Origin of the sequence: Bradyrhizobium sp. STM 3561 (genome assembly GCF_045571455.1) — a bacterium.
Lineage (GTDB): Bacteria > Pseudomonadota > Alphaproteobacteria > Rhizobiales > Xanthobacteraceae > Bradyrhizobium > Bradyrhizobium vignae.
This window is the reverse complement of record NZ_CP120695.1, coordinates 52,793-75,901: the sequence shown is the minus strand read 5'-3', so window position 1 is coordinate 75,901 and position 23,109 is coordinate 52,793. Positions and strand designations below refer to the sequence as shown.

Genomic DNA, 23,109 nt, shown 5'->3' with positions numbered 1-23,109 from the left:
CCGCGTCGTTGGCGCTCAAGACGCGCAGATGGGAGGCCGTGACGAATCACGACGATAGGAGTACCCGGATGGTGACGGATAGCCGGTCTTTGATGTGGAGCGAATCCGCTTTTCAGTGGCCGCCTGCGAGCGCTCTAATCAACGGAATGACGTTGAAGAGGCTGGACTTTCTCAAATGCTTTCGGAAATCCACTCGGGCCTAGAGATCGACGGCATGCTGGGCCCGCGGGCGCCAACGCGCCCGCTGCCGGGCAGATCTTGAAATCGAACAGTTGTCCCTGCTCCGCATCCAACGAGCCGGCACAAAGGCTCATGGCCAGTTCTCGCCCAAACCGGCGCGCCGCGTTCGAAGGCACCTCAGAATCAGATTTACAAGAGGCCGTCAGTTCTGTGCATCAAGTTCAGCAAAATTGATCATGGGGTCCGGCCGAGCCATCCCCTCGGAGCCGCCGTCGCTCGCTTGCCCAAAGCGTAGCGCTGGCGAGCGACGGCGGCGGAGAGGGGTGGCGTGCATCCCCTTGGTGGGCCTGAGCATCGTCAGGCCGCCTGGCGTAACGCCTCCTTCTTGTGTTCCTTGAGCAGGTCCATGTTGAGATAGCGATGATCCTCGAGCCAGGTCTCGTGACGCTCGACGGTCAAGGCGCGCACCAGCCGCAAGCAGCTCTCGGCATTGGGGAAGATCCGCACCACGTAGGTGCGCCGCCGGATCTCCTCGTTGAGTCTCTCCAGCATATTGGTCGACTTCATGTGTTTGCGGTGCGCCAGCGGCAGGCGGAAGTAGGTGAGCGTCTCCTCGATGTTCTCTTCCACCCAGCCGGTGAGCTTGGGGTACTTGCCGCCCCATTTGCCGAGCCAGGCGGCCAGATCGCGCCGGACCTCCGAGAGGTCGCGCCGGTCGTACATCCATCTGAGCTCCAGCAGGCAATCGTCATCGACCTTCCGAGGCACATAGTCGAGCGCGTTCCTGAGGAAGTGCACATAACAGCGCTGCCAGAACACGCCGGTGAGAACTTCGGGAATGGCCTTCTTCAAGCCCGGATGATCATCGGAAACGACGAACTCGACGCCATGCAGGCCGCGGGTCTTCAGGCCTTCCAAAAACTCCTTCCAGCTCGATCGGCTCTCCCGGTTGGCGAGATCAACCGCGAGCACCTGACGCCGGCCCTCCCAGTCGACCCCGATCGCGATCAGCACCGCCTGGCTCGCGATGATGCCATCGTCCCTGACGCGCTCGTAACGGGCGTCCAGGATCAGATAAGGGAACGGCTCCTTGAGCTTGCGCTCGCAGAACGCCTTCAGCGACGCATCCAGCCGCTTGTTGATCGCGCTGATCGCCGAGGCCGAGAAGGCATGGCCCACCAGCTCCTCGGTGACCTGCTTCACCTTCCGGGTCGAGACCCCTTGCACGTACATCTCGGCCAAGGCCGCCACCAGCGCCTTCTCCGAGCGCTGGTAGCGCTCGAACAGCTCGGTCGAGAACCGTCCCTGCCTGTCCTGCGGCACCTTCAGCTCGATCTTGCCGACCCGGGTGATCAGCGAGCGGGAATAGTAGCCGGAGCGATAGCCAAGCCGCCCCTCGCTGCGCTCCCCTTTCTCCGCACCCAGCGTCTCCGTCATCTCGGCTTCGAGAATGTCCTGCACCGCACCCTGGATCAGCGGCTTCAGGAACTCCTTGTCCGACCTCAACAACTCTTTGACTGCAGAGACATCCGTCCTAATCTTCGTCACGGTCATGGCGGGTCCAAGCTCCTCTACGAGCGGTGATCTTCGCAATCACCGGACTTACCATGACCGCTTCAGCCTCTCAGCTTTTGCAGAACCTCCCGCACACTACCAGGCCGTCTCGAGCGCCATGGAACATACTCTGACTAGGGCGTCGAGCATCTAGCAGTCTCGCCAGTTCGCGCACCGACACAAATTGTTCTTCCCTGCTCGCGGCTGGGCGGAGAAAGCGGAGATGACCCGGTAATTCGTCGTCGCCTGTCACCAAAAACGAATCGGGACATTTCCGAACGAGCTGCCCGGTCCCGCTGCAGTGAGTCAGATCGGTCAATCGGCCGGCTGAAAACCGCTCATGAGCTCAATGCTCCCTCCTGATCTTGCGAACGAGGCACAATTCAAGTCCGTCGCGCCGGCGTCGAGCACGATCACCAACTGCGCAAGACCGAGCTCACCAAAGATTGTCGTGGCCATCCTGTATATTCTTCGGTAACATTGAGGAGGTACGTCCGTCGCACAGCCGACGCATCTGTTGATGCGCACCAGTTGCCCGGGCGAAGGTGACGCCCGGCCGGTGAGCGTACTTCGCAGTTGGGGCAGCCGACGCAACTTCATTGTGGAAACGTGCAGCGTCGCCGGACACACGCGGAATTTCTGCAATCATCACCGGGCTTTTGCTCCATTTCCGCGGCGCTTTCTCGTACCGTTTTCATCATGGAGATTGATGCAAAGACGCTGTCTTACGAGGCCTTACGAGGCGGCTTACAAACTTATGATCGGCTCAGTCGTGCCGCGGCCAATCGCTTGGCTGACAACGGTCTCGCCGGACGGCATCGTCAATGCCGCACCATTCAGCGCCTACACCATACTCTGCATTCGACCGCCGATGGTGATAGTGAATTGCGCGCGTCGTGATGGGGCGTCGAAGGACACCGCCTGCAACGCGGCCACGAGTGCCGATTTTGTGCTCAATGTTCGTGAGCGAGGACCTTGCGGCAGTCATGCACCAGACTTCGGCATTCTATCCGCCCGGGGTGAGTGAAACCGAGGCGCTGGGGATAGCGGTCAGCCCAAGCCGCATTGTCCGGTCTCCGCGCATCGCTGCCGCACCGATTAGCCTCGAATGCCGCCTGCATCGGATGCTCGAATTCGGCAGCGGAGGCCTATCGTCTTTGCCTCGATAAATGATGGCCCACCGGATAGTCACAGAGACGATCTCGACCACTCAACGGTAGTGCACGAAAAAGCGAGCTTCGATACTCTCACGAGGCGCCGAATGGGGAACGCACGACGATTGTCGAAATCCACGTGTGGGGCATAGCACTTCTGCTCCGAATCGTAGCCATTCCATAGAAGAAGTGCCTGCTCCGACATGTCAGGGAAGTAATACCAGCGATGTTGCGGGCTGTGGTGAGGGGAGGCAGTCCAGAAACGACCGTCGAATACGTCGCTATCATCGCGATTGTAGTCTGTCTGGCAAAAACGCAAATCGCTTTCAGGTACGCTGGAGCTATCGCACACTGCCAACGGCAAGTCGTGTGGAGGCCGTGAAATGACCCTCCATGCCTGGATGATCATCAATCGAGAGTACGACTCCAACGGAATGCCTTGCCGTACGTTTTCCCGCGCCGCGAGGACTGGGGCGGCGATCGGTGCGTAATCGACATGGGCCACTCGTGCAGTTCCCTTGACGCTCTGTGACCTGCCCCTGCGTATTTCCTCCAGATGGAGTTAGAGTCCGGCCCGAAGAAGGACGGACAGATGAAGCGAGCAAGGTTCACGGAAGAGCAGATTATCGCAGTGTTGAAGGAGCATGAGGCTGGGGCAAAGACGGCCGACCTGGCTCGCAAGCACGGAGTCTCGGAAGCAACGATCTACAATTGGAAGGCCAAATTCGGCGGCATGGACGTTTCAGAGGCGAAGCGGCTGAGGGCGCTGGAGGACGAGAACGCGAAGCTGAAGAAGCTTCTAGCCGAGCAGATGCTCGACGCCGCCGCCCTTCGCGAGCTTCTTTCAAAAAATGGTAGGGCCCGCCGCCAAGCGCGCTGCGGTCGCGCATCTGCAGGCCGTCATGAGCCTGTCGGAGCGGCGGGCCTGTTCGATTGTCGGAGCGGATCGGAAGATGATCCGCTATCGCTCCAGCCGTCCTCCGGACGCGACTCTCCGTGGCCGGCTGCGTGACCTTGCCAACGAGCGGCGGCGTTTCGGCTACCGCCGGCTGTTCGTGCTGCTGCGGCGGGAGGGTGAGCCATCGGGGATCAACCGGATCTACCGGCTTTATCGGGAAGAAGGGCTCACCGTCCGCAAGCGGCGGGCTCGCCGCAAGGCCGTGGGGACCCGTGCCCCGATCCTAGTCGAGGCGATGCCCAATGCGCGCTGGTCGCTGGACTTCGTTCACGACCAGTTCGCCAACGGCCGGCGCTTCCGCATCCTCAACATCGTCGACGACGTCACCAAGGAATGCCTGGGCGCCATTCCAGAGACGTCGATCTCGGGACGGCGCGTGGCCCGCGAACTGACGGCCGTCGTCGAGCGACGCGGAAAGCCAGGAATGATCGTGTCCGACCATGGCACCGAGTTCACCTGCAACGCCATGCTCGCCTGGAGCAAGGACACAGCCATCGCTTGGCACTTTATCGCGCCGGGAAAGCCGATGCAGAACGGCTTTATCGAGAGTTTTAATGGTCGGATGCGTGACGAGCTGCTCAACGAGACTCTCTTCTTCGATCTCGACCATGCCCGCGCCAAGATCGCCAATTGGGTTGCCGACTACAATCTTCAGCGGCCTCACTCGTCGCTGAAATACATGACCCCCGCGGCTTATGCCGCCCACCTCACCGCAACGGACGATCGGCTACGCAACCCCGACCAGCTCCGCCGATCGTCCGTTGCTCCAACCGCGCCACTTGGCGTACAAAGCTCCGAGACTCTAACCGCTGCCGGATGAAAATTCAGTGGCAGGTCACCCGAAACGGAATTCGGACCGGCGCGACGTACCATGACGCCACGTCTGTAGGGCACGACCAAAGATACATTGAAGTAGTCCTTGATGAACGGGACCATCTCCTCAAGATATCCCTCGCGAACGAGGTGCGGATCACGCGCCCTCGCACAGGCAGCTTCGCAAATAACAGCTAAGTGGAGCTAGTCGAACGTTTTCGCTTCGAATCCTATTCAGGCCTCCTCGGCAAATTCGTAAGACGAGGTGTGGATCACCGGATGTCGCTCGGCGACGTCAATTCCGGCCATGCAATGCAAACAGCGATGGAGGATCTAAATGGCGGTCCAGCAACCTGCCCCTAGACTTTGAGTGATGATGAGCGTGCCGAACTGAAGTCGCTGACGATGCGGCGCAAGACGGCGCAGGCGCTGTCTCCGAGCGCCCCGATCGTGCTGACCTGCGCAGAAGACGGAAGGTGGTCAGAACACGGAAGTGGCGTACAAACTGTGTGTGGAGCGGCAGGCGGTGGGCAATTAGCGACGTCGCACGGCACGTGGCGTTGCCTCAACGTGGTTGGCGGGCTCCTGAGTTAGATCGCAGGCCGTCGCTACAAGCTAGTCGATCTCGATGAGCAGGTCGTTGAGCGGTACCTCCGACATCGAGGCGGGAGGCAGTTTATCCAACCCGGTGACCGGGCCACGCTCAAGCGATGGCTATCAGTGCTGCGCGAGGACGGCGCGATCGCGCCGTTGGTGCTTCCGCCTCTCACGACGCACGAACGGATCTTCAAGGAGTTCGATGCCTACCTGCGGTCAGAGCGGGGCTTGGCCCTGAGGTCCACCGTACGCCATCTCCCGGTCATCCGCAGGTTCCTGCATGAGGTGTGCTCCGGCGACGCCGCCCTGTGCAAGATCAACGAAGAGGACGTGATCCGCTACGTTGAGCGCCACGCCCAGGATTGGAGCCCGGGAACAGGCAAGGCGATGTGCTGGTCGTTGCCCGCCTTTATCCGTTACCTCCACCATCGGGGGCTGAACGCCCGCCCGTTCGCTGATTGCGTCCATCGATGCGGCGATGGAAGCCCGCAACTCTGTCGACCTATCTGCCTGCCGCTCAGGTGCGGAAGGCTCTCGACGGTTGCGACCGAGAGACGGTGATGGGACGGCGCGACCACGCCAATCTGTTGTTGCTGGCCAAGCTCGGCCTGTGGGCCACTCCGCCATTCACGAATGGCCTCCTATATAGAGATTTCTATAGAGATCGGACATTCGCCGACTGGCCACCGCTCGATCTTGCGGGCCGCACTACTGCATCGGGCAACTGTCGGCGCAACTTACGACTTTCGAAGCCATGCATTTGGAGCACAGGTAACGTTGGTCCCAAACGCGTCAGTATAATAAGTATCGACTAGGAATCCTGCTTGCTCGATCAATTGGAAGCCATCGATGATCTCTCTATTTGCTAATGCAGGATTGTCTTCAATCACATAATAGTCACCCGACACCAGAAAATTGTTCAGGTAAGAAAACACCGAAAATATTTGCACGTGTGCGTCGTCGATCACGAGCCAGGGATGAGGAAGGGTCACCAGCAAATTTTTGTCAAGGTTTGCGACGTCAGACAGGTCAACTTGATGAAAGGTAAGTAGTGGATGCTTTCTTGCATTCTCATGAACCAGTTTGGTATACAAATCAAACGAGTGAACTTCGCCGGGCTTCTCACAAAGCACTGACATATTGTCAGCGAACCACAATCCGCTACCACCCTGGCATGAGCCGAGCTCTATAATTGTCCGTGGCTGAAGCTCCCAAATGAGCCTTGGATACAAAGCTAGATCAAAGGGAGTCTTGATAATTATGAGGCCTCGATAAGTCTTCGCCAAGGCTCCAATTTTGGTGTGGCGTCGGTCACCGGTCCAAGGGTAGATAGCCGACATCCAACCTCGATCGGAGGGCTTTGCAAAGCGATCAGAACAATCATTATCCAGGACGGCCTTTATTCCGTCGAGAGCACCCGGGGTAAAAAGTTGACCGCTGAATCCGTCAGGTCTCATCTGATCGGGGTAGTTCTCGTTACCGGCGTCCCAAAAGGCTTTGTGTTCGGAAGCGATCTTCATTGATGATCTCCGTGCTGCGTCTGCCTTCTTACCGGAGCAACTAGCGTGCCACTCGCCGAATGAGGCGCTCGCTCAGGAAGGGTGAGAAACGCACAGGATTCCGAAAGGAGCGGCCTACGCTCTTTGTCGACTTCGGAACATCGGCGCTATCATCGGACATGGACGGGGTGGATTCACACCAGCAATCTACTGAAAAACCCCACGCCTGATTAATTTGAGTTTGGGGCCTTGGATTTTTCCTGCTGGGTTGGGATTTGATGTTTGGAGCGGTTATGCCGCGATCAGCTTCGGGATTCGGATCAGGTTGTAGGCGATCAAATTCAGCATGAAGTCGGCGGCGAGCGGACCACGCCGCGATGTCTGGTTTTTCGCATGGTGCCGTGCTGCTTGCCCCAAGCGAAGATGCATTCAACCATCGCCCGTCGCTATTGCGACATACCATAGCCCTCGTGCCGAGTGGTGAGGCCCTCAATCGCGCTCTGACGTCCTCGGTTTGAGGCGCTGTTATATTGCCACATGCGGCGCAACGTTGGCCACGCAGGTCGGCCACGTGATCGGCGGCGTCATCGGCCGTGTTCTCGCCGACCGTGATCCGGCGTCCGGCTCCTTTGGCCTTCACCTTGAGCATGCTCTCCGAGGCGCGCCCTCGGCCGTTCCGGTGGCGTGAGTGATCTGACCCTGCCACCGCCAGCCGGTGACGTGGCCGACCAGTTGGCGGGCTCCTGAGTTGGATTGCGAGCCGTCGCTATGAGCTGGTCGATGAGCAGTTCGTTGAGCGGTACTTCCGACATTAAGGCGGGAGGCAGTTTATCCAACCCGGTGACCGGGCCACGCTCAAGCGATGGCTATCAGTGCTGCGCGAGGACGGCGCGATCGCGCCGTTGGTGGTAGCGCCTCTCACCCAGCACCAACGTATCTTCAAGCAGTTCGATGCCTACCTGCGATCCCAGTGCGGCTTGGCCCCGAGGTCCATCTCCCGGTCATGCCCATTTTTTAACACGAGGTGTGCTCCGGCGGCGTCACCGCCCTTTGCAAGATCAACCAAGAGGACGTGATCCGCTACGTTGAGCGCCGCGCCCAAGATTGGAGCCCGGGAACAGGCAAGGCGACGTGCCGGTCGTTGCCCGCCTTTATCCGTTACCTTCACCATCGGGGCTCAACGCCCGCCCGTTCGCTGATTGCGTCCATCGATGCGGTGATGGAAGCCCGCAACTCTGTCGACCTATCTGCCTGCCGCTCAGGTGCGGAAGGCTCTCGACGGTTGCGACCGAGAGACGGTGATGGGACGGCGCGACTACGCCAATCTGTTGTTGCTGGCCAAGCTCGGCCTGTGGGCCAACGAGGTCGCGACGCTCACCCTCGATGATATCGACTGGCGCGCCAGCGAGATACTCGTTCGCGCCAAGGGCCGCCAGCACGCACGGATGCCGATACCCAGACGTTGGCGTGGCCATCATTGCATATCTGCGGAGTCGCCGCCCAAAGTCGTCGTGCCGACGGTTGTTCGTCCGCACACTCGCGCCGCACATCGGGTTTGTTCCGGATGTGCGATCACCATGATTGCCAAGGCCACCTCGATCGCGTTGGAATTGACGGTGCGCACGCTGAGGGGCCCATATCTTCCAATATAGTCTCGCTACGAGCTTCTCCGATCTGGCGGGACCGTATCGGAAATCAGACAGTTCCTGCGGTGCGAGAATCACGACATTACCCGAATTCACGCGAAGGTCGATATCGATACGTTGAAGATTGAGCCTGCCCTGGCCGGGACGCGTGCAATGGCCAATCTTCGCGTCGCACCCGATAAGTACCCTGAGCATGCGTAAGGGGTTTGGATACAAGTACGAGCACCAGACCCGCCGGCTCACCAACTTCCGTTGTTTTCACGGAGAAGCGCAATGCCAGGATCATCACGACGAAGCTGGCCGTGAATAGGCAACGTTGGTCGCCCGATCGTCATGCACCCTGGGCGCTGCGATTGAGTGACGTGCGCGGGTTCGCGCGCCATTTCGCCAACTTCGATCCGAGAACCGCCCGTCAGCGTGCTGACTGGATGGAAGCGCGCCAAGCCCTATGTCTAGAGCGACGTGGAGATCGATGCGTTGCTGACGGCGGCGCTGGCTCTGCCGCCAGCGGGCGGGCTGCGCCGATGGACCCACCATATCCTGTTCGGGCCCATAGCCGTGATGGGCATGCGTATACGAGACCATGGGCCCGGAGCGCGATCAGCTCGACCTCTACGTCGGCGGGCTGATGGTCCGGCTGGCCAAGTTCGGCAAGTCGCGGCTCGTGCCATTGCATCCGCGGTGCGCGACACTAGCCGACGGTGCACGCGATGCTCGGATCACACTGCGGCTCGAGGTTTTCGTTGCCGAACAGGGAGGCCGCTTGCTGCACCAATCCGTTCATCGCATCCTCTGGCGATTGTCCAGAAAGATCGGGCTGCGGCGCCCAGATGATCGTACCGAGCCAAGCGTGCACAACTTCCGTCATCGCTTCGCCTTCCGGACGCTGCTCGACTTGAACCTCCTCCGAATTGATGGACACCTGTAGTAGGCTCGAAGAGCCAGGAGGTTTCGGATGGAAGGACGTCAACGTCGGTCGTTTACGGATGACTACAAGCGGCAAGCGGTTGATCTCGTAGCGTCGAGCGGGCGCTCGATCGGATCTGTTGCCAGGGAGCTTGGCCTGCGCGATTCCGTGCTGCGGCGGTGGGTGGAGCAGCGAGGGGCCCGGCTAGAGCCGACGGCGGCGACGCGGCGCCCCACAACGCAGGCGACGCTGCCGTCGGCGGACCACGCGGCGGAGATCGCGCGTTTGCAGCGGGAGAACGAGCGGCTGCGCATGGAGCGCGATATTTTAAAAACGGTCCAGCACCGTGGCGCGCCTGCGCGGCGTAGAAACAGCCTTGTGCTATCCTCGGCGCTGGGAGGGTAGCGGCCGCTGGATTATTGGAGGCACAATCCCCGTTAAAAAACATAGTCCATGGGTGCATGCGAACTTGAGAGTGGTGACGTCGCATGGCGACGATCCCGATTAGGAAGATGACGATTGGCATAGCCCAGACCCTCCTGCTCATCATTGAACGGAGGATTGCCATGCCAAGAGGACGATCGGCGACCGACCGGAACTGAAGCTGGTCAATGTCGGGGCCGCCGCCATCGACATTGGATCAAAGATGCACATGGCCGCGGTGGACCCAGCTTGCACCGACGTGCCGGTGCGCTCTTTCGGTACATTCACGCAAGACCTGCATGAGCTGGCGGACTGGTTCAGAGCCTGCGGCGTGACGAGTGTCGCGATGGAATCCACCGGGGTCTATTGGATCCCGGTTTACGAGATCCTGGAGCAGCGCGGGTTTGAGGTGATCTTGGTCAATGCGCGGTACGCCAAGAACGTGCCCGGGCGCAAGACCGATGTCAGCGAAGCCGCGTGGTTGCGCCAGCTTCATTCCTATGGCCTGTTACGCGGCAGCTTCCGACCTGATGCCGAGATTGCAACCCTGCGCGCGTATCTGCGCCAACGGGAGCGGCTGGTGGAATATGCCGCCGCCCATATCCAGCATATGCAGAAGGCCCTGATGGAGATGAATCTGCAGCTCCATCATGTGGTCTCGGATATCACCGGCGCGACGGGCATGCGGATTATCCGAGCCATTGTTGCAGGCGAGCGGAATCCTGACGTCTTGGCAACCTATCGGGACGTGCGATGCCATTCATCCATCGCGACGATCCGTGCGGCGCTGGTGGGCAACGACCGGCACGAACATGTCTTCGCGCTGACCCAGTCGCTGGAGCTCTACGACGTCTACCAGGCGAAGATGCTGGACTGTGACCGCAAGCTCGAGGTCCTGATTGCGCATTCCAGGAATGGTGATCAGGTGTTCCAGACGATGGCGATCACGGATTCCAGATGATCGTGATCACAGGAGACGAACACGACTGACGGGTTTAAGTGTGCTGGAAATAGTCTCCTCGTCAAGGATGGTTGGGCTGGCTTGGAGATCGTCCCGGCGGTCCATGGGAGGGCCCCGTGCGCGGCGCGGAGTGCCCCACGAGCGACGTAGCGACGCGCGCGGGAGGGGCCTGTGGGCCGGCGGGGCGATCGTGCGCGAGGCGCTCACGGTTTTTTCTTTTCGCCGGCCTGACGGCGCAGGCTGTCGCCCTTGAGCTCAAGGCGATGCGCATTGTGAATGATGCGGTCCAATATCGCATCGCCAAGAGTGGGGTCGGCAATGACGTCGTGCCATTGCGACACGGGGACCTGACTTGTGATCAACAACGACCCCTTGTCGTAGCGATCATCGACAATCTCGAGCAGATCGCGCCGCTGGTCGGCGGTGAGCGGTTCGGGTCCCCAGTCGTCGAGAATGAGGAGATTGACGCGCTCCAGAGCGGCGATCAGGCGCGCCAGACGGCCTTCGCCGCGCGCCTGGGCGAGATCGGCGAACAGGCGAGATGCCCTCTTGTAGAGGACGGAGAAGCCGTCGCGGCAAGCCTTGTTGCCGAGCGCGCAGGCAAGCCAGGACTTGCCGGTGCCGGTTGGGCCGACGATGACCAGGTGGTTGGCATCACGGATCCATTGGCAGGTGGCGAGGGTCTGGAAGAGCGAACGGTCAAGGCCGCGGGCGGTGCGATAATCGACATTCTCGATGGCGGCCGCCTGGCGGAGCTTGGCACTGGTCAAGCGGCGCGTGAGGCGGCGGTTGTCACGGGCGGTGACCTCGCGATCGACGAGGAGGCCGAGCCAATCGGGATGCGGCATCCCGGCCGCCTCGGGATTGTTCTGCAGTTCGACGAGGGTATCGGCCATGGCGGCGAGGCCGAGGGCGCGCAAGCGATCGACGGTAGGGTGAATGAGCATGCTGATCTCTCCTGATCAATTGTAGTAACTGCGGCCACGGATGTTGGCGTGGAAGAGGATGGGCGCCTCCTCGGCGGGCGGAGCGGTTCTGTCAGTGCCGTTCTTGAGGATGGCGGCGACCGATTTGTACGAACGGGCGTTGATCAGGAGGGCACGGGCGCAGGCGGCGTCGACGCGTTCCTGGCCGTAGCGCTTGACCAGCCCGAGAATGCCGATGGCGGAGCGGAAGCCCTGTTCCGGGTGCGGCCGCGACCGCAGGATGACGTCGATCAGAGTGTCGACGTCGGGGCCGACCTTGGCGGCTTCGGAACGAATACGCTCATGGGTCCAGTCACGATAGCGGCGATGCGAGCTCGGCATATGCTCGGAAATCGTCGTTGGGCGATGCGGCAGCGTGCTGCGCAGGTGCGAGGCGATGCGCTTGCCGCGCAGGAAAATCTCGACCGTTCGCGCGGTGATCCGAGCCTCGACCTCCTGATGCACGAGGTTGTGAGGAACGCTGTAGTAATGTTTGGCGATCTCGACATGATAGTCGAGATTGACCCGGCAGCGCTTCCACTCGGCATACTCGTACGGTTCATCCGGCAAGGGGGTGAGCGCCGGACGATCGAGCTCCTCGAACAGGTCGCGCCGACTTCGTCCCCAGCTGCGCAGCGGTCGATTGTTGAGATCGGCGAGAAGCACACGGATCGCCTCGTTGAGGGCGGCAAGCGAGAAGAAGCGGTGGTTGCGCAGGCGCGCCAGAATCCATCGTCCGACGATTTGGACGCCGACTTCGACCTTGGCCTTGTCGCGCGGCCGATACGGCCGCGCCGGGACGATGGCGGTGCGGTAATGGCGGGCGAGATCGGCATAGGTCCGGTTGACCATCGGCTCATGAAAGCAGGCCCGGGTGATGCCGGCCTTCAGGTTGTCGCTCACCGTCTGCCGGGCCACGCCGCCGAAATAGGCAAACGCCCGAACGTGCGAGGCGATCCAGTCCGGCAGGCTCTGGCTGAGGCTGGCCTCGGCGTAGGTGTAGTTCGAGGCGCCGAGCACGGCGACGAAGATCTGCGCGCTCCGCACCTCACCGCTGAGCCCGTCAACCACCTCCATGGTGTGGCCGGAATAATCAACGAACAGCTTCTCGCCGGCGACATGAACCTGGCGCAGGGTCGGCTTGAGGCGGCCGGCCCATTCCTTGTAGCGTTCACAGAACCACGAGTAGCTGAAGCTGTCGGAGTTTGCGTCGCAATACTCCTCCCACAACAGCATCAGCGTGACGTTTGAGCGCCGCAGCTCGCGATGCACCAGCGCCCAATCCGGCTGCGGACGCTCGTCGCTGGGCCGATCGGATGGTGGCGGATATAGGCGGTTCTCGAGCCGGACATCGTCATCCAGCTCCGGCGGCAACGGCCAGGTCAGGCCGGCGCGGCGGGTTCGGTTCAGGTACTTGCTGACCGTGCCTTGGGCCAGGCCGAGGCTGCGGGCAACGGCGCGTTGCGACATGCCGACGCTGTAGTGCAGGCGTAGAACTTCACGAATGTGGCGCATGGACAGTCTCTCGGTCGGCATCTCGATCCTCTGCGGTTAGGCAAAAGACCAAGGTAGCCAGGTTGCAGACTGTCAGCGGTGGACGCCTCCTGGTTGCCCCCGATCGATCACGATCGGCTGGAAATGGTGATCACGATGCTCTGGAACGCGTGATCACGATGGCCTGGAATCGGTGATCACGATCGGCTGGAACGCGCAGTCCTGATCGCGGCACTGAACAATAAGGGCGCAAAGCCGATCGGAAAGCTATCCAAGCCACGCATCAAGACCAAACAGGTCAACGCACCTACCTTCGATGTCCGGACCGCGCTGTACGGCGTGCTCGGCGTCGATCTGACTGAGATCCACGGGTTGGGTCCATCACTGGCATTGAAGCTTGTCGGGGAGTGTGGCACCGATCTGAGGGCTTGGCCGAGCGCCAAGCACTTCACCTCCTGGCTGTGCCTTGCGCCAGGCAACAAAATCTCTGGTGGCAAGGTGCTTTCTTCACGTACCCGAAGGTCTTCGAGTCGGGCAGCCGCACTGTTGCGGTTGGCAGCCACAACCGTTGGCAGAAGCGATACAGCGCTCGGCGCATTCTATCGTCGGCTAGCCTCCCGAGCGGGCAAGTCGAAAGCCGTGACGGCGACCGCCCGCAAGATTGCGGTTTTGTTCTACAACACACTCCGGCATGGCATGAGCTACAAAGATCCGGGTGCCGCCCACTATGAGCAACAATATCGCAGCCGCGTCCTCGCCAACCTACAACGCAGAGCCAAATCGCTGGGCTTCGTCTTACAGGCCATTCCGGAGGACGCCAATCCGGCTGTTTCTTAGGAAGTCCATTGCGATCTTTGCTGGAGTTCCGAAATGAGATTCCGCTTCATCGAAGATCGCCGCGCCGACTATCCGGTGACAATCATGTGCGGCGTGCTCAGTGTCTCGCCGGCCGGCTATTATGCCTGGCGCTCGCGCCCGGAGAGCCAGCGATCCGCCGCCAATCGTGAGCTCGTCGACGACATCAGGCGGGTTCACCGCGACACCAATGGCCGCTATGGCAGCCCGCGCGTCCATGCCGAGTTGAGGGCTCATGGCCGCGGGGCCAGCCGCGGTCGCATCGAGCGATTGATGCGCCGCCATGGCATCAGGGCCATCATGGCGAAGCCACGCCGGGTGCGGACCACCGACAGCCGTCACGATTTCCCGATCGCCCCGAATCTTCTCGAGCGCAACTTCATCGCCACTGCTCCGAACCAGATCTGGCTCGCCGACATCACTTACGTCGAGACCGAGCAGGGCTGGCTCTATCTGGCCACGCTGATGGATCTCTACAGCCGCAAAATCGTCGGCTGGGCGATGGCAGATCATTTGCGCGCCGAACTGCCGATGGCGGCCCTAGCGATGGCCATTGCGACACAGCGGCTTGGCGCCGGCTTGATCCACCATTCAGATCGTGGCGTTCAATATGCTTCGGCGGAGTATCGCAAGATGATGCAGGCCGCCGGTTTTCGGGCCTCGATGAGCCGCAAGGCCGATTGTTACGATAACGCACCGATGGAGAGTTTCTTCCACACGCTCAAAACAGAACTCGTCCATCAGCAGCATTATGAAACACGTGAGGAAGCCAGACGTGATATCTTTGCTTACATCGAGGGCTTCTACAATCGAAAGCGTCGTCACTCCGCCATCGGCTATATCAGCCCGATCGAGATGGAGCTAAAAGCAGCTTAACCCTGTCCATTTTTTCGGGGGAAGATCAACTGCTATCGCGAAGGCAAGGACGTCGAGCAGCAACTCCCAGTTCGCCCCACTTACCTCGGCCACGCCGGCCTGCGTAAGACCTACTGGTATGCCTCGGGCTACCTCGACTTGATGGAAGAAGCGGCGCGGCGTCTCGATCGGCGTAGGAGGTGACGCCATGAAGCCCGCCTGCAATGTCGCCACGTTGATTAAGCGCTTCTTCACCGAGCGCCTCATGCGCCAGCACAATGTTAACGCCAACACGATCGCCTCCTACAGGAACGCGGTCCGGCTGCAGTTCATGTTCGCACAGGTGCAGCTGAGATGGCCTGACACTCACCGATTTGGAAGCAACCTTCATCGGCTTCCTAACTGATCTCGACGTAAAGCGCGGCGCCAGCGCGAAGACGCGTAACCTGCGTCTGCCTGCCATCTGATCTTTTTTTCAGATTCGATGTCCTTCGAGGAGCCGGCACACAGTGTGTTGATCTAGTGTCCTGAACCAGAAGTTCGCAATATCGCGTTGTGTTCTGCCGGAGCATTGTATCGGCAGAAGCGCTCGATGGAAGCAAGGATGTCATCGGCGGATTTGGTCCATCGGAACGGTTTGGGATCGGCGTTGTGCCGCTCGATGAACGAGGTGATGTCAGCCCTAAGGGCTGCGACGCTGCGATAGACGCCGCGCCTGATCTTCTTATCGGTAAGGAGCGCTGGTTCGCTGAACTCACCCGCAAGCAGATCCAGCGAGGTGTTCACACCTCCGTCCGGCAGCTCGAGGCCGACATTCGTGCATTCATCGAGCTGCACAACAAAAACCCGAAGCCCTTCAAATGGACCAAGTCCGCAGATCAGATTCTGGCTTCGGTCAAACGCTTCTGCCACAAAGCCCAGCAGACTTTATGCGATGAACTTTAGATTCACGTGACTAGCGCGTGCTCGCCATACCAAGCAAGCGGCACAACAAGCGACAGGTACACCTTGACGCGCCTGAGATCGAGGCGGAGCAACAGTGCTGTTCCCCAACGTGCGCGGGGGCCGGCTCAGTGCCGATAGTGTCCAGTCGCTCCTGGGAAAGCATGAATCCGCTTCCAGCCAAACGATCGCCTGCTCGCCTTCCCAGAGGCGCTCCGAACGATCAGACTATGCCGAATGGAATGGGCAACCGTGCACGCGATCGAAGATGCCGGCGTGACAACGATGTGCCATACCGGACCCGTTCGGCATAGTTCGGCGGGCGGCATACACTATGCCGAGTGCGGCATAGGCAAGTTTCGACCAGCGCGTCGATGATGGCCCAATGCTCGGCACCACCGTCTGAGCCGGCCCCATAGTGCAGGGTTTCTGACATTCGAAGCCGAGATCGCCTATCCGTACCACCCGGTGATCGCTGATTGTCGATGAAGAAGCCATCTATGATCCACGCTCACCCAATGACCCCCTGTTGCTTGGCATGAGGGGCACATGAGTGAGATGAAGTTGTCGGTCGTCCGGCAACGGTCCGTCGATGCATGCGCCAAAAGCACGGCGCGGTGAACTTCATTTGGCGGTCGCCATCGGCTACGTCAAGACGGATGACAGCCGTATCGAGAATTTCTTGGCCGCCATCGTCTCGAACACGACCTCGATGATCAGGTCCGCGTCGACGTTTTCCGGTCCGCGAACCTTGATCAGCGCCATGCGCTTGGGGGCGCATCTGCCGGAATGCCGCGCTTCGCCGGTTGGATCCCAGTTCTTCTGCATGATGCCCGCCTAAGTTGTTCCTCGCCGGTCTCGATGAGTATCACGGGAATGCAAGTATTAGCAAAAGACATCGCGATTCCGCCGTCCATGGTACCTGCGCCAACGATCGTGACACGATTGACGGGACGCGGCTCTGCCAACTCGAGCAGGCCAGGAATATTTTGGCCTCGCGCTCGGCGAAGAAGGCATATTGCGGCGCCTTCCACTGCTCGCCGGGCGAAGAGTTATTAAAGCCTTCGAACTCCTTCTTCAAATCGTAAATCGGTCGCCGCACCTACCGCATCCGCCGCAGCGAACGGCGCTTTCCGACCGCATGCTTACTTGATCATGCGGCGATCGCGTCCGTAAAGATTGAGCGGTCTGCCTTGGCCGCGCCGGCTTGGAGTCGCAATCGCGCAGCCGGCGGAGCGGTCGCTTCTCGAAGGACCTTGCGGGCAAATGCCTCGCCACCGGAAGCGGGATCCGCAACAATCTCGTCGATCAAACCGTAATTCAGCGCGTCCACCGCGCTGATCGGCTCACCCCCCAATGATCATTTTGACCGCAAGCCTGGTCCGACTGCGCGCGGCAGAAGCTGTGTGCCGCCGGCCCCAGGCAGCAGGCCACGCTTGACTTCAGGCAAGCAGAGTTTGGCATCGTTCGTCGCGACCTGAAAGTGACAGACCAACGCCACCTTGAGCCCTCCGCGAGTCCGTTGTCGTGGATCGAAGCGACGATAGACTTCGACGAGTTTCCAGCAGCGCCATCATCTCGTTCCACGACGGCAGCTAGGCCGGCTTGCCAAATTCCATGATGTCATCACCGGCGATGAAGACACGACCCACGCACGTCAGAGCGGTCGACTTCACTTCAGGGTCTGAGATCACCGCGTTCACCGAGTCTAGCAGAGACTTGCGCACTGCAGCGCCTTGCGCCAGGCATGGCGGGTGCCGTTCTGGACGAACACATCGTGCCTGCGCAGCCGGTCTACCGCCCATCATCGAGCTCGAGCCAACCTCGCCATCGAGAATGATGCCGTAATCGACCGTAACTGGATAAACCTTGGGCAAGGTCAGACCCGCGTTGCCTAGTGTCCCGAGTCACAAGTTCGCAATCGTAGAATCGCATTAGATTCGCGTGGTTGTGCCAGAGATGTGCTGGAACAACGACGGAGGATCCGATGTCGGTCCAGCGACTTGCGCCCCTGATATTGAGCGATGATGAGTGTGCCGAACTGAAGTCGCTGACGACGCGACGGCAGACGGCGCAGGGCGCTGGCTCTGAGAGCCCGGATCGTGCTGACCTGCGCGGAGGGGGGACAGAACAAGGAAGTGGCGGCCAAGCTGGGCCTGGAGCGGGGCACGGTAGGCAAGTGGCGGCGCCGTTTTGTAGAGCAGCGCGTGGCCGGGCTTCACGACGAGCCGCGTTCCGGGGCTCCGCGCACCGTTGACGATGCCCGCATCGAAGCCGTGATCGTGCGAACGCTGGAGAACTGCCCCGAGAACGCCACCCATTGGAGTTCCCGCGGCATGGCAAAGGCCAGCGGCCTGTCGGTGTCGACGGTGCAACGTATCTGGCGGGCCTTCGGGCTCCAGCCGCATCGGATGGAGACGTTCAAGCTCTCGACCGATCCGAACTTCGTGGCCAAGGTCCGCGACGTCGTCGGCCTTTACGTCTCGCCGCCGCAGCACGCCATCGTTTGTGTGTGGACGAAAAGTCCCAAATCCAGGCTCTGGACCGCAGCCAACCGATGTTGCCGATGCGTCCCGGCCAGCCAGCCCGAAGGAGCCATGACCACAAAAGGCATGGCACCACGTCGCTGTTCGCCGCCCTCGATATTGCAACCGGACGGGTCATCGGCAAGTCCTACGGACGCCACCGTGCCGCCGAATTCCGCAAGTTCCTCGATGAGATCGAGGCCGCCGTGCCGCACGAGCTCGACGTCCATCTCGTCATGGACAACTACGCCACGCACAAGACCCCGCTGATCCGGCGATGGCTAGCTAAAAGGCCGCGTTGGCATGTGCACCTGACCCCGACCAGCTCCTCATGGCTCAATCAGGTCGAGCGCTTCTTCGCGCTCCTTACCGACAAGAAGATCAGGCGCGGCGTCTATCGGAGTGTCGCCGCCCTCAGGGCCGACATCGCTTCATTCATCGAACGACACAACGCCGATCCCAAACCATTCCGATGGACCAAGTCCGCCGATGACATCCTTGCTTCAATCGAGCGCTTCTGCCGATACAATGCCCCGGAAAACGCCGATGTGGTGTTGCGAACTTCTGGTTCAGGACACTAGCGAGATTGCTACCTAGCTTGACAGACCATTTTGAAACAAATGGCCTCCAGCACGCATGCCGGAGGCCTGTTTGGACGTCAAGAGTAGATCCAACTTCCTTTAGCTATCACCAGTTGCGTTGAGCGTGAAGCAGCATCGTGAGGCTGTTTTGGTTCTTCAGCTCATAGGCTGCACCCGGCTTTGCAATATTCGCCTGCAGCGGCAGCGTTACAGTGCTTCCGCTCGCATATTTCTGGTCCAGCATCATGTAATTGAGCTCGGCCAGAAAGGTCAGGCCCTTGACTGGGGTCCAGGACGTGTATGTACCGATCGTCGCATGGTTGAAGTTGGGGTTACACCCAGGAAGCCCGCTCGACAGCGCAAGGTTCGTCACGACTGCACCGCAGATGTAACCCTTGGCCGTCCCGTTATAGCGCACAGCGGCCCACGAACCGTAGAGGGTGCTAGCCCAGCGCGGATCCCAGTTGTGAGTGAAACCTCCGTTGAAGCCATAGGTCGAAGTCAACTCCTGGCCCGAACCAGCGACGAAGACGGAGTCAGAAACACCAGCAAGTCCAACGCTCTGGTAGGCACCCGGCAAACTCGTACCGCCGTACATTGCAAAGACGTTCGACTCATAGCTTTGGAAGTTATATCGGCTCGCACCCTTAGTATAAACTGCCGACATGTTGATCGTATCACCCGGACCACTCGGGATATTCTTGATCGACAAAGACAGCTGACCAGCCCAACCCCACTTATCGCCCGGATATCCAGTTACCTCTGACGCCCCATAGTAGCCCGCATGGTTGTCGTGAGCAGCGACGGACGCCTGGAAGAGGCCCCAGGCCTGATCAACGCGGAGCATGGCGACAAGATCGGGAGCGCGCGAACCGCCGGTGTCATTGGCACCGTACTGACCAAAGGCATTAGCTACGGGCGTCGCAGCGCTCACGTTCCAGATGCCGCCCTGGTAACTGGTGACTTGATCCTGAGCCGAGAAGGAGGCCGTGATACCCTGACCAAAATCGGCCGTATACGTGAGCTGGACCACGCGCTCCCAGCCGCCACTCCCTGGCATTTCGTACCAGTTCGCTGGATATTCGGCCCAGGGAGCAGAAAACTGCGACTGCGCCCTACCAATTGTGAAACCAGCGAACTGGATAAAGGCGTCATAAACGCCGAGCCTGCCGCCAGCAATCGAGCCGGTACCGTTCGTTCCAGCGGGAGCTGCATTGTACGCGGTTGCCCCACCCGTCAGGCCCGTACCGGCCCCGTTGTATCCGCCCGAATACCAAGTGAACACACCTTGGAAGTAGGTACGGACCAAACCGTATTCGGTCGCGGTCCGCGTATCGATGTTCAGGGCCTCACGAGCAAAGGCCGTATAGTAGTTGCTTAGGCGGTTTTGCGCGCCTCCCAAACCGCTATCGGCCGGGTAACCATATGAATTCGTGCGTAAGCCAGCCTCGACACGCAAATAACCACCAAGCTTGACGCAAGTGTCGGTGCCCGGAACGTAATAGAACCCCGCACCATACAACGAGCAGATCTTCACATACTCGATGGCCTTCGCCTTTACGGGGAGATCGGCCGCCTGCGCCCCGGCGCCGACGAACATCGCCGCAGAAGTGAGGACAAGGGTCTTCGTCAATTTCATCGATGAACCTCCAAGTTGGAAAACGTCATTCCCTTCCAGATCCGCCGCTGCAGCCGCATCCAATGGGTGCGTCTCGACCGATCGACTTCGAGGCCCCCCTCGCTGTCCACACCTCAGTAATTTCAGACATCAATTGCTGCAATTAATTAATTTTCGATAGCGATATTTGCTGCGAAGGCGTGACGATTCGGCAACAGGCGCGCCGTCATGAGCCGAATCTCTATAAATCCGACCAGGTGGGAGGGGCCAGAGGTAATCTGCGGAGGAATCCTTGGACTTCTAGCCAAGCGACAGCAAATCTAATTGTTCTAATCAATTGGATTCATTAATTAATATATAGATTGCAAAATTTCCCCTAGGCTCTATGTCGGACGGCTAAAGCGGGATACCTGACTACCCGGCCGCTATCGCCAGCGAAACGAAAGACCAACATGGCAGAGAATGAATATCCTGAGAGAGCGGTGCGGGATTTCATCTGGAACATTGTCGAGATCAACGCCCAACTCGCAGAAATACATAAGGGTTGGGCGCAGATGCTCGGGATCTCCGAATCGCAGTGGTTGATCCTGATGGCGATCGATGAGCTCGATGAAGGTCGCGGCGTTTCGGGAACAGCGGTTGCGAATAAGCTGCGAATCCATACCGCCTTCGTTACCAACCAAACGAAGAAGCTCGAAAAAATGGAATTCCTCGTCCGTGTGACATCGCCGGATGACGCCCGATTTCTGGAGATATCGCTGACCCAAAAGGCGCGGTCTGAAATCGCCAATCTGTCAATCAAGAGGCAGGCGCTCAACTCGACCATGTTTGCCGAGCTTGATGAGGAGTCACTGCGGTACCTGAACAAACGGCTCACCTCGATTGCCAAGAATAGCCGATTGGCATCTCAAAAACTGACCATAGGCATATTGTAGCTGCCGAATCCACAACGACTGCCCAAACTTGCCTCATGGCGCCCCTCGAGAAGGAGCACCATTAAGGCGACCTAATTATGGGACGGCCCGAATATCGACAGCGTTGGCGAGGTCTTCACCTTTGTACCGGCCGCCATGCCTGAGAATCTGAACCGCCGCGAGCTTGTTTTCGAGCCATCCAAATATACGATCGTCCGAGGTGACGAAGTTTTCGATCTCGCCCGTGGGGGTCTGGGCCACCGGTGATACGGCCACCTCCAGGTCGACGCGCGCAGCGGTGCAGTCGGCTTGCAGGTTCATCGCCTCCGACTCGCTGACCATGCCGCGCCCCCAGCAATCACCAGAACCGGACATTTCAAATGTCGCGCGAACCGCAAACGACGGATCGACTGGACGTCCTCGTCTACGATATCGGCTGTCCTCGCCATCCAGCGGACAGATGCCGCAGTTGAAGTCCAATTCCAAAGACCACCGTCGCAGACCGCCGCAGCGATCCGGTGATCAAACACAGCGAAATCGGTGGCTAGAGCAGCCGATAATCCTTCCCCATACACGCCGATCCGAGTGGCATCCACCTCAGACCTAGCTGACAGGTAATCCACACAATAAGAAAAGAAGTTTTCCGGTTGGCCGGGCGAGTGATTTGAGAAGTCGTCGTGACAGACAACGAGGAGTGAAATGTCGCGGCCAACCGCCACGGGCAAGAGCCTTCCGAGCAATGTCGCCCGTGTCTCCTCTTCCCTGCTGATGCAAATGACCGCCGGCCTACGTTCATCGGGTTTGGCGCCGGGCAAGAAGTAGGCTTCGAATTCGCCTTGATCAACACAGGCGAATTTTACCCGCTCCACCTTCTGCTTGAGGGAAGATCCGATCTCTGAATGCCAGATTCGACCTTCGCCGAAGTTTCTTTGCTTAGCTCATCATCTTCATCGATTAGCCGCCTGGCGACCTCGAAGGCGGTCAGCGCGCTAAGCCAAGCCTCGGTTGCCTCAGTGAACGCTCCCTTTTTGAAATTCAGATCACAAAGAAAGCACTGAGCATCGCCGATCTTGATCCACTTTGCGGTCCAGTTTTGTCGACTGCTTGCTGCCCAGATGCGCTCGAGCTTGTCCAGGAACACCGCGGCACCTCGCCGTGTGGACGCAAGATCCCCCCATATTTGGGGCCAAGCAGCGCACAACATCCGGTTCGCCTCTTGATACCGATCCACTATCGGATCACAGGAATATTACTTTGCCTTCCCAGCCGAATTTCCTCAATGTCAGTGCTAGCTTTGCCGAAATTCTGCTTCCTATTTGGCAAGGCGCACGGTTTCCGCCGTGAGAGCACGACACACGCAAGGTCTGGTTGAGCCGACATGACAATGATACGGACGCCGGAACATTCGTGAAGTTCAGCGTCTTCTGGCGAGCGTCAAATGCGGTTCATCGCTTGTCGCAGAGCAGATCAAGTCGGCGGGCCTCCCGGGCGGAGTAGAGCAACCGCAAGCACCCAACTCGAAAACGAACTCGTGCGCTGGTCGCTAGCTACTTGGAATTGAAGATCGCGCGGCAGTGGCGATTCTTGCGAAAATTAAGCGATCAGCTCGCTTCCTGACAGTTCGTCCGACTAAAAGCGGGATGGGTTTAGTCTGAATCGATTTGGGAC

General features: G+C 59.6%; 22 protein-coding genes and 6 pseudogenes. 12 read left to right on the top strand and 16 right to left on the bottom strand.

The window, feature by feature from the left end; genetic code table 11:
* Window positions 1–537 precede the first annotated feature (537 nt).
* Window positions 538–1,734: an IS256 family transposase gene (locus P6U28_RS00385; protein WP_407121327.1), complete on the bottom strand. Its 1,197-nt coding sequence runs from the start codon at window positions 1,732–1,734 to the stop codon at window positions 538–540.
* Between the two features lie 315 nt (window positions 1,735–2,049).
* Window positions 2,050–2,193, bottom strand: coding sequence for a hypothetical protein (locus tag P6U28_RS00380; RefSeq protein ID WP_407121326.1), 144 nt, complete (start codon window positions 2,191–2,193; stop codon window positions 2,050–2,052).
* A 61-nt stretch (window positions 2,194–2,254) separates the two neighbouring features.
* On the opposite strand from P6U28_RS00380, the gene P6U28_RS00375 reads away from it, so the two are divergent.
* Window positions 2,255–2,761, top strand: a complete 507-nt coding sequence (locus P6U28_RS00375; RefSeq protein WP_407123176.1) for a flavin reductase family protein — start codon at window positions 2,255–2,257, stop codon at window positions 2,759–2,761.
* Window positions 2,762–2,922: 161 nt separating this feature from the next.
* Here P6U28_RS00375 and P6U28_RS00370 read toward each other — a convergent pair whose 3' ends face one another.
* On the bottom strand, window positions 2,923–3,435 hold the full coding sequence (locus P6U28_RS00370) for a CmcJ/NvfI family oxidoreductase (protein ID WP_407123175.1): 513 nt from the start codon (window positions 3,433–3,435) through the stop codon (window positions 2,923–2,925).
* Between the two features lie 45 nt (window positions 3,436–3,480).
* Between P6U28_RS00370 and P6U28_RS00365 the strand changes: the two genes are divergently transcribed.
* Together P6U28_RS00365 and P6U28_RS00360 are read left to right on the top strand one after the other, a co-directional pair.
* Window positions 3,481–4,666, top strand: a protein-coding gene (locus tag P6U28_RS00365) for an IS3 family transposase (protein WP_407121324.1) whose coding sequence is annotated in 2 segments (ribosomal slippage) — window positions 3,481–3,734 and window positions 3,733–4,666 — 1,188 coding nt in all. Because the reading frame shifts where the segments join, the coding sequence is not laid out codon by codon here.
* A gap of 713 nt (window positions 4,667–5,379) precedes the next feature.
* The gene (locus P6U28_RS00360) at window positions 5,380–5,817 is read left to right on the top strand and encodes a hypothetical protein (RefSeq protein WP_407121322.1); all 438 of its coding nucleotides are present in this window, start codon (window positions 5,380–5,382) and stop codon (window positions 5,815–5,817) included.
* Between the two features lie 176 nt (window positions 5,818–5,993).
* Here P6U28_RS00360 and P6U28_RS00355 read toward each other — a convergent pair whose 3' ends face one another.
* A complete protein-coding gene (locus P6U28_RS00355; protein WP_407121320.1) occupies window positions 5,994–6,776 on the bottom strand; it encodes a CmcI family methyltransferase in 783 nt (260 codons plus the stop codon).
* A 1,280-nt stretch (window positions 6,777–8,056) separates the two neighbouring features.
* Between P6U28_RS00355 and P6U28_RS00350 the strand changes: the two genes are divergently transcribed.
* The 4 genes and pseudogenes from P6U28_RS00350 to P6U28_RS00335 all read left to right on the top strand — a co-directional run bounded on the left by P6U28_RS00350 (window position 8,057) and on the right by P6U28_RS00335 (window position 10,692).
* Window positions 8,057–8,407: a hypothetical protein gene (locus P6U28_RS00350; RefSeq protein WP_407121319.1), complete on the top strand. Its 351-nt coding sequence runs from the start codon at window positions 8,057–8,059 to the stop codon at window positions 8,405–8,407.
* A gap of 577 nt (window positions 8,408–8,984) precedes the next feature.
* Entirely contained in the window at window positions 8,985–9,329 is a 345-nt protein-coding gene (locus P6U28_RS00345; RefSeq protein ID WP_407121318.1) for a hypothetical protein, read from the top strand.
* 27 nt (window positions 9,330–9,356) lie between these two features.
* Window positions 9,357–9,641: pseudogene (locus P6U28_RS00340) on the top strand (transposase); the annotation flags it as partial.
* 319 nt (window positions 9,642–9,960) lie between these two features.
* The gene (locus P6U28_RS00335) at window positions 9,961–10,692 is read left to right on the top strand and encodes an IS110 family transposase (protein WP_407121316.1); all 732 of its coding nucleotides are present in this window, start codon (window positions 9,961–9,963) and stop codon (window positions 10,690–10,692) included.
* Window positions 10,693–10,895: 203 nt separating this feature from the next.
* Here P6U28_RS00335 and istB read toward each other — a convergent pair whose 3' ends face one another.
* Both istB and istA read right to left on the bottom strand, forming a co-directional pair.
* Entirely contained in the window at window positions 10,896–11,639 is a 744-nt protein-coding gene (gene istB, locus P6U28_RS00330) for an IS21-like element helper ATPase IstB (RefSeq protein ID WP_249758007.1), read from the bottom strand.
* 15 nt (window positions 11,640–11,654) lie between these two features.
* Window positions 11,655–13,193 carry an IS21 family transposase gene (gene istA, locus P6U28_RS00325; protein WP_407121089.1) on the bottom strand — a complete coding sequence of 513 codons (1,539 nt, stop codon included), beginning with the start codon at window positions 13,191–13,193 and terminating at the stop codon, window positions 11,655–11,657.
* A 162-nt stretch (window positions 13,194–13,355) separates the two neighbouring features.
* On the opposite strand from istA, the pseudogene P6U28_RS00320 reads away from it, so the two are divergent.
* Both P6U28_RS00320 and P6U28_RS00315 read left to right on the top strand, forming a co-directional pair.
* A pseudogene (locus tag P6U28_RS00320) lies at window positions 13,356–13,988 on the top strand (transposase); the annotation flags it as partial.
* Window positions 13,989–13,994: 6 nt separating this feature from the next.
* Window positions 13,995–14,882: pseudogene (locus P6U28_RS00315) on the top strand (IS3 family transposase); the annotation flags it as partial.
* Here P6U28_RS00315 and P6U28_RS00310 read toward each other — a convergent pair.
* Together P6U28_RS00310 and P6U28_RS00305 are read right to left on the bottom strand one after the other, a co-directional pair.
* Window positions 14,868–15,155 carry a hypothetical protein gene (locus P6U28_RS00310; RefSeq protein WP_407121314.1) on the bottom strand — a complete coding sequence of 96 codons (288 nt, stop codon included), beginning with the start codon at window positions 15,153–15,155 and terminating at the stop codon, window positions 14,868–14,870. The pseudogene P6U28_RS00315 and the gene P6U28_RS00310 overlap by 15 nt on opposite strands.
* Before the next feature lie 225 nt (window positions 15,156–15,380).
* Window positions 15,381–15,602: pseudogene (locus tag P6U28_RS00305) on the bottom strand (IS630 family transposase); the annotation flags it as partial.
* Between P6U28_RS00305 and P6U28_RS00300 the strand changes: the two are divergent.
* Window positions 15,597–15,806 (top strand): annotated as a pseudogene (locus tag P6U28_RS00300) (IS630 family transposase); the annotation flags it as partial. The pseudogenes P6U28_RS00305 and P6U28_RS00300 sit on opposite strands and share 6 nt — an antisense overlap.
* 642 nt (window positions 15,807–16,448) lie before the next feature.
* Here P6U28_RS00300 and P6U28_RS00295 read toward each other — a convergent pair.
* The 5 genes from P6U28_RS00295 to P6U28_RS00275 form a co-directional block, all read right to left on the bottom strand.
* The gene (locus tag P6U28_RS00295) at window positions 16,449–16,631 is read right to left on the bottom strand and encodes a hypothetical protein (protein WP_407123214.1); all 183 of its coding nucleotides are present in this window, start codon (window positions 16,629–16,631) and stop codon (window positions 16,449–16,451) included.
* Window positions 16,559–16,720, bottom strand: a complete 162-nt coding sequence (locus tag P6U28_RS00290) for a hypothetical protein (protein WP_407121262.1) — start codon at window positions 16,718–16,720, stop codon at window positions 16,559–16,561. Before P6U28_RS00290 ends, P6U28_RS00295 begins: the two co-directional genes overlap by 73 nt.
* Before the next feature lie 236 nt (window positions 16,721–16,956).
* Window positions 16,957–17,136, bottom strand: a complete 180-nt coding sequence (locus tag P6U28_RS00285; protein ID WP_407121312.1) for a hypothetical protein — start codon at window positions 17,134–17,136, stop codon at window positions 16,957–16,959.
* Window positions 17,137–17,163: 27 nt separating this feature from the next.
* Complete coding sequence (locus P6U28_RS00280; protein WP_407121260.1) at window positions 17,164–17,304, bottom strand: enoyl-CoA hydratase/isomerase family protein; 141 nt, start codon at window positions 17,302–17,304, stop codon at window positions 17,164–17,166.
* Window positions 17,305–17,398: 94 nt separating this feature from the next.
* Window positions 17,399–17,680 carry a hypothetical protein gene (locus P6U28_RS00275; protein ID WP_407121310.1) on the bottom strand — a complete coding sequence of 94 codons (282 nt, stop codon included), beginning with the start codon at window positions 17,678–17,680 and terminating at the stop codon, window positions 17,399–17,401.
* A 225-nt stretch (window positions 17,681–17,905) separates the two neighbouring features.
* Here P6U28_RS00275 and P6U28_RS00270 point away from each other — a divergent pair.
* Window positions 17,906–18,909, top strand: a pseudogene (locus P6U28_RS00270) (IS630 family transposase).
* Between the two features lie 106 nt (window positions 18,910–19,015).
* Here the strand turns inward: P6U28_RS00270 and P6U28_RS00265 are convergent.
* Window positions 19,016–20,548 carry a porin gene (locus P6U28_RS00265; RefSeq protein WP_407121308.1) on the bottom strand — a complete coding sequence of 511 codons (1,533 nt, stop codon included), beginning with the start codon at window positions 20,546–20,548 and terminating at the stop codon, window positions 19,016–19,018.
* A 431-nt stretch (window positions 20,549–20,979) separates the two neighbouring features.
* On the opposite strand from P6U28_RS00265, the gene P6U28_RS00260 reads away from it, so the two are divergent.
* Window positions 20,980–21,462: a MarR family winged helix-turn-helix transcriptional regulator gene (locus P6U28_RS00260; RefSeq protein WP_407121306.1), complete on the top strand. Its 483-nt coding sequence runs from the start codon at window positions 20,980–20,982 to the stop codon at window positions 21,460–21,462.
* A gap of 75 nt (window positions 21,463–21,537) precedes the next feature.
* On the opposite strand, the gene P6U28_RS00255 is transcribed toward P6U28_RS00260, so the two are convergent.
* Complete coding sequence (locus P6U28_RS00255; protein WP_407121304.1) at window positions 21,538–21,816, bottom strand: hypothetical protein; 279 nt, start codon at window positions 21,814–21,816, stop codon at window positions 21,538–21,540.
* A gap of 481 nt (window positions 21,817–22,297) precedes the next feature.
* A complete protein-coding gene (locus P6U28_RS00250) occupies window positions 22,298–22,582 on the bottom strand; it encodes a hypothetical protein (RefSeq protein WP_407121302.1) in 285 nt (94 codons plus the stop codon).
* Between the last annotated feature and the right edge of the window lie 527 nt (window positions 22,583–23,109).

Coding starts and splice junctions, on each gene's coding strand:
- P6U28_RS00385 (WP_407121327.1), bottom strand. CDS start 1,734: ATGACCGTGACGAAGATTAGGACGGATGTCTCTGCAGTCAAAGAGTTG.
- P6U28_RS00380 (WP_407121326.1), bottom strand. CDS start 2,193: ATGGCCACGACAATCTTTGGTGAGCTCGGTCTTGCGCAGTTGGTGATC.
- P6U28_RS00375 (WP_407123176.1), top strand. CDS start 2,255: ATGCGCACCAGTTGCCCGGGCGAAGGTGACGCCCGGCCGGTGAGCGTA.
- P6U28_RS00355 (WP_407121320.1), bottom strand. CDS start 6,776: ATGAAGATCGCTTCCGAACACAAAGCCTTTTGGGACGCCGGTAACGAG.
- P6U28_RS00350 (WP_407121319.1), top strand. CDS start 8,057: ATGGGACGGCGCGACTACGCCAATCTGTTGTTGCTGGCCAAGCTCGGC.
- P6U28_RS00345 (WP_407121318.1), top strand. CDS start 8,985: ATGGGCCCGGAGCGCGATCAGCTCGACCTCTACGTCGGCGGGCTGATG.
- P6U28_RS00335 (WP_407121316.1), top strand. CDS start 9,961: ATGGCCGCGGTGGACCCAGCTTGCACCGACGTGCCGGTGCGCTCTTTC.
- istB (WP_249758007.1), bottom strand. CDS start 11,639: ATGCTCATTCACCCTACCGTCGATCGCTTGCGCGCCCTCGGCCTCGCC.
- istA (WP_407121089.1), bottom strand. CDS start 13,193: ATGCCGACCGAGAGACTGTCCATGCGCCACATTCGTGAAGTTCTACGC.
- P6U28_RS00295 (WP_407123214.1), bottom strand. CDS start 16,631: ATGCAGAAGAACTGGGATCCAACCGGCGAAGCGCGGCATTCCGGCAGA.
- P6U28_RS00290 (WP_407121262.1), bottom strand. CDS start 16,720: ATGGACGGCGGAATCGCGATGTCTTTTGCTAATACTTGCATTCCCGTG.
- P6U28_RS00265 (WP_407121308.1), bottom strand. CDS start 20,548: ATGAAATTGACGAAGACCCTTGTCCTCACTTCTGCGGCGATGTTCGTC.
- P6U28_RS00260 (WP_407121306.1), top strand. CDS start 20,980: ATGGCAGAGAATGAATATCCTGAGAGAGCGGTGCGGGATTTCATCTGG.
- P6U28_RS00255 (WP_407121304.1), bottom strand. CDS start 21,816: ATGTCCGGTTCTGGTGATTGCTGGGGGCGCGGCATGGTCAGCGAGTCG.